We start from the raw sequence: 14,612 nt of genomic DNA, 5'->3' as shown, positions 1-14,612 counted from the left end.
TGCGCAATTACTTGTCCAGGGGTTGGTCCCAGACCTGCGCCTGTGCCGCCCGCGCCACCTCCAGCAGCAGCGCTTCGCCGCCGTGCCGGGCCACGAGCTGCAGTCCCACCGGGCAGCCGTCGGGGCCGAGACCGGCCGGGAGGCTGAGCGCCGGGTGCCCGCTGAGGTTGAACGCCCAGGTGAGGGCGGTGGAGTAGCGCTCACCCGGGCCCTCGTGACCGTGCGGCGGATGGGGGGTCGTGGGTGTCAGCAGCAGGTCGGCGTGGTCGAAGAGGTCCTGGAGACGACGGTCGTTGGCGGCCCGGATCCGGTAGGCCTCCCGCAGGTCGGAGCCGGGGGTGCGCAGGGCGAGCCAGGCTGGGGCGGGGTCGAGCAGGCGGAAGGGGGCGCGGGACCGGGCCGGCCGTACGACACCGGCGTCGGCCAGCCGCCCGGCCGCCGCGCGGGCGATCCGGACGATGTCGGGGTCGGGGTCGGCGAAACCGAGATCGGGGGACCAGACGACGGTGAAGGGAAGAGCGGCGGGGGGTGCGGTGCGGGCCCCGTCGCCGTTGCTGTCTCCGTCCGCTGAGATCGCGTGCCAGTAGGCGGCCGCGTCGGCGGCGTGGCGGGCGAGGATGCCGGGGGCGGTGAGGTCGGTGCCGCCGCGGCTGAAGTTCGTGGTTTTCAGGCCGATCACCCCGCACCACGCCGCAGGGATCCGTACCGACCCCGCCCCGTCGCTCCCCGTCGCCATCGGGACGAGGCCCGCGGCCACCGCGGCCGCGGAGCCCGCCGAGGAGCCACCCGGGGTGCGGTCGGCACGCCAGGGATTGACGGTACGGCCGTGGGCGCCGAGTCCCCAGGTCTGCCAGGGAGTTCCGGGACCCGGCACGGAGGTCGTGCCGACGGGCACACAGCCGGCCGCGAGGAGCGGTGCCGCACTGCGCAGCCCGTGCCGCCCCTTCACCCCGAGCGGCACCCCGGCGAGCGGCGGCCGCTCACCCGCGTCGACGCGGAGGTCTACCTCACGGGCCCGCCGTAGTCCCTCCTCCTCCCACACCTCGGCGAACGCGCACAGCTCCGCATCCACCCGCCGGATCCGCTCCAGGGCGGAGGCGACGACGTCGACGGCCCGCAGCGAGCGCGCACGTACCGCTGAAGCGATGTCCCGGGCGGACAGGGAAGCCAGGTCGGAGTCCCCGGCCGTCACGGGGCGGCGGCCCGGGTGAGCCGGACCAGCGCCTCGGTTCCGCGAGGCGGGGTTCCGTTCAGGTCGCCGAGGCGCCACGCGGGGACCCAGGGCACGCGGTACACGTCCACCGTGGACTCGATCTCCTTGACCTGCCGGGCGAGCGGGCGGGGGAGCCGGCCAGGGGCGTCCGCGACGAGGACGACGGCGTCCAGATCGAGCCCGGGCGGGTGCTCCCCGCGCCGGAAGAGCTCCAGGCCGCGGCGGGCGGCGAGCAGACCCGAGGCGTGCGTACGGGCGACGAGCAGGACGGAGGTCGGAGCACCAGGGCCCGGCCAGTCACGTCCGCTGTCGTGGCCGCCGTAGACGGCGGCCAGGGTGGAGACACCGGCGCCGCCGTGCGTGCCGACCCACGCGAACCGCCTCCCGGGCGGGGCCACCGGCCCGCGGATCCAGATCTCCGGCCCCTGCTGCACGCTCTCCACCTCTCGCCGCACGTCGGTCCGCATGCCCGCGCCCCGACCCTGTCATCCCACTCGCCTCCACCCGCTGGGACAGGCCTGTGACATCACGGTGACGTGAGAACCGGGGGCGAGCGGCGAGACTCGACAGTACGTGCACGACCGTGAGGGATGAGATGTCTCGACTCAGCCGCGAAAAGAAGCGGGACCAGCAGCGGGGGACGACCCCGATCGACGTCCGCGTCCCCCTGACGGGTGAGTCCGCGACGGTGGCCGGAACACCGGTCACCGCCCCGCCCGGCGAGGACCTGCACCAGACCGTCCTGACCCACCTCCACCATCTCGCCCTCACCGGTGGCCACCCCGTCCACGCCACGATCCACGACGCCCGCATCGGGTACGTGGTCCCGCTGGAGGTCACGACGGACGGCTCCAGCCGCTTCACCGCGGAGCCGGTACGGATGGCTTCGCCGGAGGGCCCGCCGTCCGCCGGGGGCGAGGAGGCCGCGGAGACGCCCTGGCCGTCCGCAGGCGCTGCTCCGGACGAGGAGCCCCCGCAGCTCCCGCGGTCACTCGACGAGCCCACGCGGGACCCGGCTCCCACGTTCCGGCTGCGGAACGTGCCCGAGCCGCAGCCGGCGGACGCCGAACCGTCCCCGACCCAGGTCCTGCGACAGCTGCCGCACCCTCGGCGCGCCGACCCGGCTCCGGCTCAGCCCCCCGGGACGGTCGCACCCCCGATGGGCGAGTTCGGCCCGCCCCCCGTCATGGACGCGAGCCCGACCCCGCCCCCCGCACCACTGTCACCGACCGACTTCGCCTACACCCCCAGGCCCCTGCCCCAGCCCGCCCCCGCTCCGACACCGGCCGCGCCGCCGTCGGACGCCGTCCCCGCCCCCCAGCCGCCGAGCACCTCGGCGCCCGGGCCCGCGATCGAGCCCAGGCCCCTGCCCACGGCCGGTTTCGCCGATGTGCCGCAGCCGCTCCCGTCGGCCTCTGCCGCTCCTCGTCCCGCCGCCCCGCTCATCGATCCCGTCCCGCTCCTGGACGACCCCGGTCCCAAGCCGACGCCCGTGCGGGGGTTCGACGCCGTGGCCGAGGCCTTGCTGGGGGAGGGGCTGGCGGTGGAGGACAGCGCCGTTCTCGCGGAACCCGTCGCGCGGATCAGTGAGGCGGTGCAGGAGGGGCGGACGGACGTTGCCGCCGAACTGGCCGAGCGGGTGGTCGGTGAGGCGTCCGAGACCTTGGGCGCCGAGCATCCCGATGTGCTGAGAGTGCGTGAACTCGCCGCCTACATCGCCTACTTGGGCGGCGAGCCGGTCCGTGCCGCGGAGATCTCCCTCGATCTGGCCGACATTCACCACCGCGCCGGAGACGACGAGTCGGCCTACGGCAACGTACAGAGCGCGGCCACCGCGTGGAAGGCCGTACGGGATCCGCTGCGGGGCCTGGAACTCGGCCGCGACCTGCTCACCCTGTGGACGGACCTGGCCGCCGGAGAAGGCCCGGCGGCCGAGGACCCCGACAAGCTGGAGTCGGCCCGCGCCCGCATGCTCCGCCTCGCGGAACGCGCACGGAACGCGGACCAGTGACGCGGGAAGGCCTGTTACTGCGACAGCTCCCACACCGCGTACGCCACCGCGTCACTGTTGCGGTCCAGGGCCGTGTCGTTGATGTTGGCCGTGGTGTCGCACGACGAGTGGTAGCAGCGGTCGAAGGCCAGCCCCGACGTCCCGCCCCATTTGGCCGCCTGCGCCGCCGTCTTGACGTAGTCCGCCCCGCTGAACAGCCCGCCGACCGGCACGCCCGCGTTCTTGAAGGGCGCGTGGTCGGAGCGGCCGTCGCCCTCGGTCTCGATCTCGGTCGGGACGCCGAGGCCGGCGTAGTACGCCTTGAAGGTCTTCTCGATGGCCGGGTCGTCGTCGTACACGAAGTACCCGGGGTTCGGCGAGCCGATCATGTCGAAGTTGAGGTAGCCGCTGATCCGTGAACGGTTGGCGGTGGAGAGGCCGTTGACGTAGAAGCGGGAACCGACCATGCCCAGCTCCTCCGCGCCCCACCAGGCGAATCTCAGATGCTTGGTGGGCTGGTAGCCGGCCCGGGACACGGCGAGCGCGGTCTCCAGTACGGCCGCCGAACCGGACCCGTTGTCGTTGATGCCCGCGCCCGCCGTCACGCTGTCGAGGTGCGAGCCGGACATGACCACCTGGTTGGTGTCTCCACCCGGCCAGTCGGCGATCAGGTTGTAGCCGGTGCGGCCGGACGACGTGAACTGCTGGACCGTCGTGGTGAATCCGGCGGCGTCCAGCTTGGCCTTCACATAGTCGAGCGAGGCCTTGTAACCGGCGCGGCCGTGCGCGCGGTTGCCGCCGTTGGCGGTGGCGATGGACTGCAGCTGGGTCAGATGCGCCTTCACGTTGGCCACCGGGATGTCCGGGGCCGCGGCCACCGCGGGCTGTCCCGCGGGGGCCGCGCCGGCTATGGATCCGCCGGCCAGGAGGGAGACGGTGGCGACGACGGCGGTGGCCGTGACGCGTCCGGGAACCGAGAGCTTCATGTGGGGGGCTCCGAATTCCGTGGGAATCCCTGAAGTCACAGGGATTCCACAGCGAATGGGTGCCTGGATGGTGAAGCTGAGGTTGACTCACCGTCAAGGGCGGAATCCGGTCACGCCCGTTCGCATAACGGACCGCATCGCTCGCATGGGCTCATTGCACGCAGAACTCGTTGCCCTCCGGATCCGCCATCACCACCCATTCGCCGCCCTGCTCCCTCACCTCCCGCAGCACGCTCGCCCCGAGTCCCGTCAGCCGCTCGACCTCGGCCGCCCGCTGTCCGTCGGCGGCGTGCACGTCGAGGTGGAGCCGGTTCTTGACCGTCTTCGCCTCCGGCACCCGCTGGAACAGCAGCCGCCGGCCGAGGCCCGTGCCGCTGTCCTTGTCGTACGGATCGTCGGGATGCCGTACGGCGATCAGGTCCCGGAAGGCGAGGCGCGCGTGGTACTCGACGGTGGCCTCGCGCGGCAGCGCACCGAGCTCCAGCAGCCGCTGGACGAGCGCGTCGTTGTCCTCGGTCACGTAGTGCAGAGCGGCAGCCCAGAAGTCGGCCTGTGCGTGCGGGTCGCCGGCGTCGACGACCAGTTTCCAGTGCAGGGGTGCGGGTGTGGTCTGCGTCATGGAGCCACTTATAGCCGCCGATCAGGTCCCGGAGCGTCCTAAACGGCTTCCGCCGCTCGCCGGTCGTAGGCCTCTCGGGCCACCGCGATCTCGTCCTGATGCGCCTCGGTCCAGGTCACCAGCGACCGGATCGTCGCGTGCAGGGTGCCGCCGAGCGGGGTCAGTTCGTACTCCACCCGGGGCGGTACGACCGGATGGACCGTCCGCTTCACCAGCCCGTCCCGCTCCAGCGAACGCAGCGTCACCGTCAGCATCCGCTGACTGACCCCGTCGATCTCCCGGCGCAGCTCGGTGAAGCGCAGCCGCCGGTTCTCCAACAGGGCGATGACAAGAAGGGACCACTTGTCGGCGACCCGGTCGAGGATCTGCCTTACCTGGCAGTCCTCGCGGGTGTCCCATTGGAAGGGGTCGGCGTCGCCGGGGTCGGTACCCGCGCAGTTACTCGGTGACTTCGAAGTGCCTTCTTCCATGTCCGTCGATGCTGCCGGAGGCTGGAGGTGGTTACAAGAGGGAACTGACCCTCACTCGAGTAACTCCCCTCTACCGATGGAGTGTTGTCATGGGCGCACGCGCCTGGGCGCTGTTGCTCGTCCTCTGCGGAACGATCTTCCTGGAGGGCGCCGACATCGCGATGATGGCCGTCGCGATCCCGTCGATCCGGTCCGATCTGGGCCTCGCGACCGACACCGCGGCCTGGGTGATGAGCGCCTACGTGCTCGGCTACGCAGGCTTCACCCTCCTCGGCGGGCGCGCGGCCGACCTGCTCGGCCGCCGCCGGATGTTCCTGATCTGGCTGACGGTCTTCCTCGCCTTCTCCGGCCTCGGTGGCTTCGCGACCGAGGGCTGGATGCTGGTGGTCGCCCGCTTCGTCACCGGCGTCTCCTCCGCCTTCATGACGCCGGCCGCGCTGTCCCTGATCACCACGTCGTACGAGGAGGGCCCGCGGCGCAACAAGGCCCTGCTGGTCTTCGCCGGCACCGGCGCCGGCGGTTTCTCCCTCGGCCTGGTGATCGGCGGCCTGCTCACCGCGCTCGGCTGGCGCTGGGTGTTCTTCGCTCCGGTGCTGATGGCCGCCGCCCTGCTCCTCGCGGCCTTCCGGCTGATCCCGCGCCGGCCCGCCCCGCCGCCGACCGGGCACGGCTTCGACCTGCTCGGCGCCCTGACCGCCGCCGGCGCCATGCTGCTGGCCGCCTACACCGTCGTACGCCTGGAACACGGCCTGGACGCGTGGCGGTCGACGACGGCGTCCGCTCTCGGGGCCCTGCTCCTCGGGGCCGCCTTCGTCGGCGTGGAGCGCCGGGCGGCGAACCCCCTGGTCCGGCTCGGGATCCTGCGCACGGGACCGGTCGTGCGGGCCGACCTCGGGGCGCTGCTGTTCGTCGGGGCGTTCTTCGGCTTCCAGTTCGTGGTGACGCTCTATCTTCAGGAACTGCGCGGCTGGTCCTCGGTACAGACCGCGATCGCCCTGGTGATCATGGGCTGCGACGCGGTGCTCGCGCCCACCCTCACCCCGAGACTCGTCGCCCGCTTCGGCAACGTACGCGTGATCGTCGGCGGCTTCCTGCTGGCGGTGCTCGCCTACGGCCTCTTCCTGCCGGTCGGCATGGACTGGCCCTACCTGGCGATGTTCCCGACGCTGATCATCGCGGGCACCGCCTTCGCACTCGCCTACGGGCCGCTGACCATCGCGGCGACGGACGGGGTGGCCGAGTCCGAGCAGGGCCTGGCGGGCGGGCTGCTGCACACGGCGACGCAGTTCGGCTCGGCGATCGGGATCTCCGCGGTGACGGCGGTCTACGGCCTGGCACTGGGCGAGGCCGGCGGCTCCGCACCCGAGGCCAGACTCTCCGCCTTCCGAACGGCGCTGACGGTGCCCGTCGTCATGGTGGTGCTGGGCCTCGTGATCTCCCTCCTGAGCGTCCGCGCGGTGCGCAGGGCGTCCCAGGTGAGCAGCGTCAGCGCCAGCCAGACCAGCGCGAACCCGGCCCAGCGCTCGGGTGGCATGGCCTCGCCAAAGTAGAAGATGCCGAGCAGGAACTGGAAGACCGGGGCCAGGTACTGAAGCAGTCCCAGCGTGGACAGCGGCACGCGGATCGCCGCCGCGCCGAAACAGACCAGGGGGAGCGCGGTGACGATGCCGGTCGAGGCGAGCAGCGCCGCGTGCCCCGGCCCCTCGGAGGCGAAGCTCAGGTCGCCGTGCGAGCTCAGCCACAGCAGGTAGCCGAGCGCGGGCAGGAACTGGATCGCGGTCTCGGCGGCCAGCGACTCCACGCCGCCGAGGTTCACCTTCTTCTTGACCAGGCCGTAGGTGGCGAAGGAGAAGGCGAGGGTGAGGGAGATCCACGGGGGCCGGCCGTATCCGATGGTGAGGACGAGCACGGCGGTGGCGCCCACCCCGACCGCCGTCCACTGCACGGGCCGCAGCCGCTCCTTGAGCAGCAGCACTCCCATCGCGATGGTGACCAGCGGATTGATGAAGTACCCGAGCGAGGCCTCGACCACGTGACCGCTGTTGACGGCCCAGATGTAGACGCCCCAGTTCACGGTGATGACGGCGGCGGCCACGGTGATCAGCGCGAGCCTGCGCGGCTGCCGCAGCAGCTCACCGGCCCAGGCCCAGCGCCGTACGAAGACCAGCGCGACGGCGACGAAGACGAGCGACCACACCATCCGGTGGGCGAGGATCTCCGCGGCCCCGGCGGGCTTGAGCAGTGGCCAGAAGAGGGGGACGAGCCCCCACATGCCGTACGCGGCGAAGCCGTTCAGCAGACCTATGTGCCGCTCGCCCCTCGACTTCACGGACTCTCCTCCTCGCACCGTCCTCGCCTGCAAGAAGGTAACGCCGAGCACCCCCGGCTGTCATGCCCGTATCGCTATACGGTCATGACAGCCGGGGGTGCTGGTCCCAGGGGCCCGTGGGGAGTGTCAGCCCTTGAGCGCGACCGCGATCGACTCGGCGATCGGGGTGGCCGGACGGCCGGTCAGCCGGGACAGGTCACCGGAGGTGACGACCAGCTCGCCCTTCTCGATCGAGGCGTCGACACCGGCGAGAATCGCGGCGAAGGGTGCGGGCAGCCCGGCACCGGACAGGATCTCGATGAAGGTCTCGACGGGGACGGCGTTGTAGGCGATCTCCTTGCCGGTCTGCCTGCTGAGCTCGGCCGCGTACTCGGCGAAGCCCCAGGGCTCGTCGCCGCCCAGCTCGTACGTCGTGTTCTCGTGCCCCTCGCCGGTCAGCACGGCCACGGCGGCGGCCGCGTAGTCGGCGCGCGAGGCGGAGGAGAGGCGCCCGTCACCGGCCGCCTGCACCACGGCACCGTGCTCCAGGGCGGGGGCGAGGTTCTCGGTGTAGTTCTCGTTGTACCAGCCGTTGCGCAGCAGCGAGTAGGTCACGCCGGAGGCGAGGAGCGCCTTCTCGGTGGCCCGGTGGTCGTCCGCGAGCGCGGCGGTGAGGCTGCCCGGGGCGCTGGTGTACGCGAGGAGCGCCACGTTCGCGGCCTTGGCGGCGTCGATGACGACCTGGTGCTGGGCGGGGCGGCCCTTGTCGAACTCATTGCCGGAGATCAGCAGCACCTTGTCGCCGGCCGCGAAGACCTTGTCGAAGGTCTCGGGGCTGTTGTAGTCGGCGACCGCTATGTTCACGCCCTTGGCGGCGAAGTCGGCGGCCTTCTCCGGGGTGCGGACGACGGCGGTGATCTGCTCGGCCGGGACCTTCTCGAGCAGCTGCTCGACGACGTGGCGGCCGAGGTGTCCGGTGGCTCCGGTGACGACGATGCTCATGATGTGCGATCTCCTTGTGGGGTGCGGTGGCACTAACCATAGGTGAAGCGCTAACTCTGCGAAAGTACCCACTTTGAAGTAAGGTACTGGCATGTCGGTAAGTGCTGAGATGAACGCCCCGGAGGTGTCGGGCGAAGCGATGTGCCCCCACCGCCTCGTCCTGGAACACGTGACGAGCCGGTGGGGCGTCCTGGTCCTGATCCAGCTTCTGGACCGCCCGCACCGCTTCAGTGAACTCCGCCGGGCGATCGGCGGCTTCGGCCGCGGCGTCAGCGAGAAGATGCTGACCCAGACCCTCCAGACCCTGGAACGGGACGGCCTGGTCCACCGGGACGCCAAGCCGGTGATCCCACCGAGGGTCGACTACTCGCTGACCGACCTCGGGCGCGAGGCGGCGGAACAGGTGCGCGGGCTGTCGGAGTGGACCGCGAGGAGGATGGCGGCGGTGCAGGAGGCGCGGGAGAGGTACGACACGCGGAAGAAGGCCTCTGAGCAGGACTGATGTACCTCGGCGGGCTCACCTGAAGGCATGTACACGGCGCCAGGGGGCACACATGAATCAGGGCGTTGGTCGACATGCGAGCCCTGTCCACCCATGCGCCCCCTCTCCGCCTCCCGCGTCGACTTGAGTCGACGGGCACGCTGGATGCGGAGTGCTACGCCCACCGTGCACCGACCCGCCACCTCTCGGCGCACGGTCACCGGATCCAGGGGGATGCCTTGACATGGCCACACAGACTCCGGCCGTCGATTGCAGCAGGATCGGTTCTGCTGTCGAGGCGGGACGCGGCCTGATGAGGGCCCTCTTCACCTGGGGTGCAGGGCGTCGACGCCGACAGGAGCTCCTGCTGGCACTCGTGGATCAGCTGGGCCGGCTCGCGGAGGAGATGCATCGGGCCAACCTCATCCAATTTCACCAGATGATCACTGGACAACTGGACAGGGCGATCGATGATCCGGCGCTGGCCGCCGTGCTGAGTACCCTGGACGATCTTTCCGACGGCGAGCGCCGTCAGATGCTGTTCGCCAATCGCGAGTACGCGACCAACGTTCTCGCGTACCGGGTGGGCATGTATGACTGGGGCGAACTGGTGGGTGCCCTGCGCGTCCTCTGCCGCAATGGAGTGTTCGCAACCTACTGGAGGCGCACGGTGGAGCACCGGCTGAGTCTCCCGGACGACTCTCTGGAGGGGCGCATCGCCAAGGCCGTCGACGCCGTGCTGGAGGAGCTGGATGAGGACCCCGACGAGTGGTGGGTTGTCGGGCTCTCCGAGGAGCCGTCCAGCTAGCGCTCGGCGCATGCGATGGGGCATTTTGTGTTCAGGTGTTTGGTACGTTCCGCTGAAAAAGCGGAAAGTTGGGATGCGGCCGTAACCGAATGGGGAGCAAGTCGTTCGCGGGGTTCTCGGACGGCCCCGCAGCGATCGCCACGAGAAGGGGCCTGCTCTTGCATCAGGGAATCCCGGCCGCACATGTCACTCGCCGTCTCGGCGTCTCCCCTCGGGAAAGAAGTTGTACGACCGGTGAGACATGCCCCGATCTGTTTGAACTCAGCGACGGCAACTTCGCCGTGATGGGCACCGAAGCCACTGCCGCCCTGGAGTCCTCGCTACCACCCGACGCGGCCCGAGCCGACTACGAACGCATCGTCGTCATCAGCCGTGAGACCCTCATTCGCGCCAAGAAGGACATCCCCGACGTGTGAATGGTGAAGGGCCCGGATGCTGTCCTGCTCCATCCGGGCCCTTCGTTCACGTCTCCGTCACCCCACGACCGTCCAGGTGTCCCCCCCGGCCAACAGGGCCGCCAGATCCCCCTTGCCGTTCTGCTCGATCGCCGCATCCAGCTGGTCCGCCATCTGCGTGTCGTACACCGGCCGGTCCACCGACCGGAAGACCCCGATCGGTGTGTGGTGGAGCGTGTCCGGGTCGGCCAGGCGGGACAGGGCGAAGGCTGTCGTCGGGGACGCGGAGTGCGCGTCGTGGACCAGGATCTGCGCCTCGTTCGACGGCGTCACCGTGACCACCTTCAGGTCACCCGTCGCCGCATCCCGCACCACGCCCTTGGACAGGTCCGTTCCGAAGCGGATCGGCCTCCCGTGCTCCAGGCGGATCACCGCCTCTTCGGCCTGCTGCTTGTCCTTCAGGGCCTCGAAGGCGCCGTCGTTGAAGATGTTGCAGTTCTGGTAGATCTCGATCAGCGCGGTACCCGGATGGGCGGCCGCCTCCCGCAGCACCTGTGTCAGGTGCTTGCGGTCCGAGTCCACCGTTCGCGCCACGAAGGACGCCTCGGCCCCGATGGCGAGGGACACCGGGTTGAAGGGGGCGTCCAGCGAGCCCATCGGTGTCGACTTCGTGATCTTGCCGACCTCGGAGGTGGGGGAGTACTGGCCCTTCGTCAGGCCGTAGATCCGGTTGTTGAAGAGCAGGATCTTCAGGTTCACGTTCCGGCGCAGGGCGTGGATGAGGTGGTTGCCGCCGATGGACAGCGCGTCTCCGTCGCCCGTGACCACCCACACCGACAGGTCGCGGCGCGACGACGCCAGCCCCGTCGCGATCGCCGGCGCCCGGCCGTGGATCGAGTGCATGCCGTACGTGTTCATGTAGTACGGGAACCGCGACGAGCAGCCGATGCCGGAGACGAAGACGATGTTCTCCTTGGCCAGCCCGAGCTCCGGCATGAAGCCCTGGACGGCGGCGAGGATCGCGTAGTCACCGCAGCCGGGGCACCAGCGGACTTCCTGGTCGCTCTTGAAGTCCTTCATGCTCTGGCGGGCCTCGGCCTTGGGGACGAGCGTGAGTGCTTCGATCGTGCCCGTGCCTTCCGTGGACGTCTCAGCCATCGATGGCCTCCTTGAGAGCCGTGGCGAGCTGTTCGGCCTTGAACGGCATGCCGTTGACCTGGTTGTAGCTGTGCGCGTCGACCAGGTACTTCGCCCGGATGAGCGTGGCGAGCTGTCCGAGGTTCATCTCCGGGATGACGACCTTGTCGTACGCCTTCAGCACCGCGCCCAGGTTGCGCGGGAAGGGATTGAGGTGGCGGAGGTGCGCCTGCGCGATCGACTCACCGGCCGTGCGCAGCCGTCGTACGGCCGCCGTGATGGGCCCGTACGTCGATCCCCAGCCCAGCACCAGCGTGCGCGCCTCGTGCGGATCGTCCACGTCCAGATCCGGTACGTCGATCCCGTCGATCTTGGCCTGGCGGATACGGACCATGAAGTCGTGGTTGGCCGGGGCGTAGGAGATGTTGCCCGACCCGTCCTCCTTCTCGATCCCGCCGATGCGGTGTTCGAGACCCGGTGTGCCGGGCACCGCCCAGGGGCGGGCGAGGGTCTGCGGATCGCGCTTGTAGGGCCAGAAGACCTCGGTGCCGTCGGCCAGGGTGTGGTTCGGGCCCTGCGCGAACTGCACGCTCAGGTCCGGGAGTTCGTCCAGCTCGGGGATGCGCCACGGCTCGGAGCCGTTGGCCAGGTAGCCGTCCGAGAGCAGCATCACCGGCGTGCGGTAGGTCAGCGCGATCCGGGCCGCCTCCAGCGCCGCGTCGAAGCAGTCGGCCGGGGTGCAGGGGGCGACGATCGGCACCGGTGCCTCGCCGTTGCGCCCGAACATCGCCTGCAGCAGGTCCGCCTGCTCGGTCTTGGTCGGCAGACCGGTCGACGGGCCGCCTCTCTGGATGTCGATGACGAGAAGCGGCAGCTCCAGGGAGACCGCGAGACCGATGGTCTCCGACTTCAGGGCCACGCCGGGCCCGGAGGTCGTCGTCACGGCCAGTGAGCCGCCGAAGGCCGCGCCCAGCGCCGCGCCGATGCCCGCGATCTCGTCCTCGGCCTGGAAGGTCCGCACCCCGAAGTTCTTGTGCTTGCTCAGCTCGTGCAGGATGTCCGAGGCCGGCGTGATCGGGTACGAGCCCAGGAACAACGGCAGGTCCGCCTGGCGAGACGCGGCGACCAGTCCGTAGGACAGTGCGAGGTTCCCGGAGATGTTGCGGTAGGTGCCGACCGGGAAGGCCTTGGTCGCCGGGGCGATCTCGTAGGAGACGGCGAAGTCCTCGGTGGTCTCGCCGAAGTTCCAGCCCGCCCGGAAGGCCGCCAGGTTCGCCTCGGCGATCTCCGGCTTCCTCGCGAACTTCGTCCGCAGGAACTTCTCCGTGCCCTCGGTGGGCCGGTGGTACATCCACGACAAGAGGCCGAGCGCGAACATGTTCTTGCTGCGCTCGGCCTCTTTGCGACTGAGGTCGAAATCCTTGAGGGCCTCGACGGTCAGCGTGGTCAGGGGGACCGGATGAAGGCTGTAACCGTCGAGCGATCCATCTTCCAGCGGCGAGGCCGCGTACCCCACTTTCTGCATCGCCCGTTTGGTGAACTCGTCCGTGTTGACGATGATCTCCGCACCGCGCGGCAGATCGGCGATGTTGGCTTTGAGAGCGGCGGGGTTCATGGCCACCAGCACGTTGGGCGCGTCGCCCGGCGTGAGGATGTCGTGGTCGGCGAAGTGCAGTTGGAAGGAGGAGACACCCGGCAGGGTTCCGGCAGGGGCCCGGATCTCGGCGGGGAAGTTGGGAAGCGTGGACAGGTCGTTGCCGAAGGACGCGGTCTCCGAGGTGAAACGGTCCCCGGTGAGCTGCATCCCGTCACCGGAGTCCCCCGCGAAACGAATGATCACCCGGTCGAGGCGGCGGACGTCCTTCACGCCGGCCTCTTTGCGCTGCTCTCCTACGACGGCTTCGTCGGCCTGCTCCGCTGGGCTGCTGACCTGACTGGTCACTGAACTGGACCTCCCTCGAGGCGGCTGTTCGGGAGCGGCCTTCCCGCAGGCCTTCCCAGGATCAACCCTACGACCGCAGGGGTCGCCTTCCCTCGGCCATTCGCATGACGGACGTGCTTTTGAGACGTTACGGCGCCCTGAATTGTCACCATTTACTCGCCCCCCGGCGCTTTCCTTGAAGACGCTCCCTCATCGGTCTTTGGTTCTCGCTCCCGGGCGGCACTCCGTCCCGCTGGCCGGCCGCCACCCCGGCATCTGACACGGTGTCAGATTGTCAGGAGTTCAGATAGGTCAGCACCGCCAGCACCCGCCGGTGGTCCCCGTCGCTCGGGGACAGCCCGAGCTTCAGGAAGATGTTGCTGACATGCTTCTCCACGGCCCCGTCGCTCACGACGAGCTGCCGCGCGATCGCCGAGTTGGTGCGCCCCTCGGCCATGAGTCCCAGGACCTCCCGCTCCCGGGGCGTGAGATGGGCGAGCACGTCCTGCTTACGGCTGCGTCCCAGCAGCTGAGCGACCACCTCGGGGTCGAGGGCGGTACCTCCCTCGGCCACCCGCACCACCGCGTCCACGAACTCACGCACCTCCGCGACCCGGTCCTTGAGCAGGTACCCCACTCCGCGACTGGACCCGGCCAGCAACTCGGTGGCGTACCGCTCCTCCACGTACTGCGACAGTACGAGTACCCCGAGTCCGGGATGTGCCTTGCGCAGTTGTACGGCGGCTCGCACGCCCTCGTCCGTGTGCGTCGGAGGCATCCGCACATCGGCGACGACGACGTCGGGCAGCTCGCCCTGAGCGTCCAGCTCACCGATCGTCTTGATCAGTGCCTCCCCGTCGCCCACCCCGGCCACGACGTCGTGCCCGCGGTCGGTCAGCAACCGGGTCAGGCCCTCCCTCAGCAGCACTGAATCCTCGGCGATGACCACCCGCACCCTGTCCTCCACGACTCTCGGCCCCCCAGCCCACTCCCTGTCCACCCGCTGGACAAGTCCAGCATTCCAGCATTCGGATCCGGGTGGGCGCGGGCAACGGGATTAGGACCCCAGGAATACGAACAAGGGCCCGATAACACGGGACCACACTCGAAATCCGGCCATCCTCGCCGCGGGGCTCCGGCGGGGGCGGAGAGATGCCGGGGGTTTGGGGGAGGGCGGGGCGCCGGGTTTTGCGGGGGCGGGCGTCGCGCAGGGCGTCGAGTCGTGCGGGGACAGGCGGCTCGCAGGGCGCCGGGTGTGCGGGCCGGGTACCTCGCGGGCGCT

General features: G+C 70.1%; 14 protein-coding genes and 1 pseudogene. 5 read left to right on the top strand and 10 right to left on the bottom strand.

What is annotated here, in order from left to right; all coding sequences use genetic code 11:
- Positions 1-7 precede the first annotated feature (7 nt).
- The gene (locus tag AQJ46_RS08635; protein ID WP_225887273.1) at positions 8-1,192 is read right to left on the bottom strand and encodes an amidase; all 1,185 of its coding nucleotides are present in this window, start codon (positions 1,190-1,192) and stop codon (positions 8-10) included.
- A complete protein-coding gene (locus AQJ46_RS08630; RefSeq protein WP_059204967.1) occupies positions 1,189-1,680 on the bottom strand; it encodes a DUF6668 family protein in 492 nt (163 codons plus the stop codon). The genes AQJ46_RS08635 and AQJ46_RS08630 overlap by 4 nt, the downstream gene beginning before the upstream one ends.
- A gap of 128 nt (positions 1,681-1,808) precedes the next feature.
- Between AQJ46_RS08630 and AQJ46_RS08625 the strand changes: the two genes are divergently transcribed.
- Positions 1,809-3,224, top strand: a complete 1,416-nt coding sequence (locus AQJ46_RS08625; protein ID WP_059204966.1) for a hypothetical protein — start codon at positions 1,809-1,811, stop codon at positions 3,222-3,224.
- Between the two features lie 14 nt (positions 3,225-3,238).
- Here AQJ46_RS08625 and AQJ46_RS08620 read toward each other — a convergent pair whose 3' ends face one another.
- From AQJ46_RS08620 to AQJ46_RS08610, 3 genes are all read right to left on the bottom strand, one after another.
- Positions 3,239-4,189, bottom strand: a complete 951-nt coding sequence (locus AQJ46_RS08620; RefSeq protein ID WP_057607967.1) for a M28 family metallopeptidase — start codon at positions 4,187-4,189, stop codon at positions 3,239-3,241.
- A gap of 151 nt (positions 4,190-4,340) precedes the next feature.
- The gene (locus AQJ46_RS08615; RefSeq protein WP_059204965.1) at positions 4,341-4,808 is read right to left on the bottom strand and encodes a VOC family protein; all 468 of its coding nucleotides are present in this window, start codon (positions 4,806-4,808) and stop codon (positions 4,341-4,343) included.
- 38 nt (positions 4,809-4,846) lie between these two features.
- Complete coding sequence (locus AQJ46_RS08610; protein WP_059204964.1) at positions 4,847-5,278, bottom strand: winged helix-turn-helix transcriptional regulator; 432 nt, start codon at positions 5,276-5,278, stop codon at positions 4,847-4,849.
- Positions 5,279-5,286: 8 nt separating this feature from the next.
- Here AQJ46_RS08610 and AQJ46_RS08605 point away from each other — a divergent pair.
- Positions 5,287-6,522 (top strand): annotated as a pseudogene (locus tag AQJ46_RS08605) (MFS transporter); the annotation flags it as partial.
- Positions 6,523-6,602: 80 nt separating this feature from the next.
- Here the strand turns inward: AQJ46_RS08605 and rarD are convergent.
- Positions 6,603-7,607 carry an EamA family transporter RarD gene (gene rarD, locus AQJ46_RS51950; protein ID WP_079072180.1) on the bottom strand — a complete coding sequence of 335 codons (1,005 nt, stop codon included), beginning with the start codon at positions 7,605-7,607 and terminating at the stop codon, positions 6,603-6,605.
- Positions 7,608-7,733: 126 nt separating this feature from the next.
- Complete coding sequence (locus AQJ46_RS08600; protein ID WP_059204962.1) at positions 7,734-8,588, bottom strand: SDR family oxidoreductase; 855 nt, start codon at positions 8,586-8,588, stop codon at positions 7,734-7,736.
- A gap of 91 nt (positions 8,589-8,679) precedes the next feature.
- Here AQJ46_RS08600 and AQJ46_RS08595 point away from each other — a divergent pair, with 91 nt between their 5' ends.
- The 3 genes from AQJ46_RS08595 (at position 8,680) to AQJ46_RS08585 (ending at position 10,293) form a co-directional block, all read left to right on the top strand.
- Complete coding sequence (locus AQJ46_RS08595; protein ID WP_057607962.1) at positions 8,680-9,090, top strand: winged helix-turn-helix transcriptional regulator; 411 nt, start codon at positions 8,680-8,682, stop codon at positions 9,088-9,090.
- A 223-nt stretch (positions 9,091-9,313) separates the two neighbouring features.
- On the top strand, positions 9,314-9,877 hold the full coding sequence (locus AQJ46_RS08590; protein WP_059204961.1) for a DUF6082 family protein: 564 nt from the start codon (positions 9,314-9,316) through the stop codon (positions 9,875-9,877).
- Between the two features lie 170 nt (positions 9,878-10,047).
- Positions 10,048-10,293 (top strand): hypothetical protein, encoded by a 246-nt coding sequence (locus AQJ46_RS08585; RefSeq protein ID WP_057608158.1) that lies wholly within the window; start codon positions 10,048-10,050, stop codon positions 10,291-10,293.
- A 57-nt stretch (positions 10,294-10,350) separates the two neighbouring features.
- Here AQJ46_RS08585 and AQJ46_RS08580 read toward each other — a convergent pair whose 3' ends face one another.
- From AQJ46_RS08580 to AQJ46_RS08570, 3 genes are all read right to left on the bottom strand, one after another.
- Positions 10,351-11,430: a 2-oxoacid:ferredoxin oxidoreductase subunit beta gene (locus AQJ46_RS08580; RefSeq protein WP_059204960.1), complete on the bottom strand. Its 1,080-nt coding sequence runs from the start codon at positions 11,428-11,430 to the stop codon at positions 10,351-10,353.
- Positions 11,423-13,351 (bottom strand): 2-oxoacid:acceptor oxidoreductase subunit alpha, encoded by a 1,929-nt coding sequence (locus tag AQJ46_RS08575; RefSeq protein ID WP_059204959.1) that lies wholly within the window; start codon positions 13,349-13,351, stop codon positions 11,423-11,425. Before AQJ46_RS08575 ends, AQJ46_RS08580 begins: the two co-directional genes overlap by 8 nt.
- Before the next feature lie 274 nt (positions 13,352-13,625).
- Positions 13,626-14,285, bottom strand: coding sequence for a response regulator transcription factor (locus tag AQJ46_RS08570; RefSeq protein ID WP_028808164.1), 660 nt, complete (start codon positions 14,283-14,285; stop codon positions 13,626-13,628).
- Between the last annotated feature and the right edge of the window lie 327 nt (positions 14,286-14,612).

The organism is Streptomyces canus (assembly GCF_001514145.1).
Taxonomy (GTDB): domain Bacteria; phylum Actinomycetota; class Actinomycetes; order Streptomycetales; family Streptomycetaceae; genus Streptomyces; species Streptomyces canus.
This window is presented reverse-complemented; position numbering and strand designations above follow the sequence as displayed.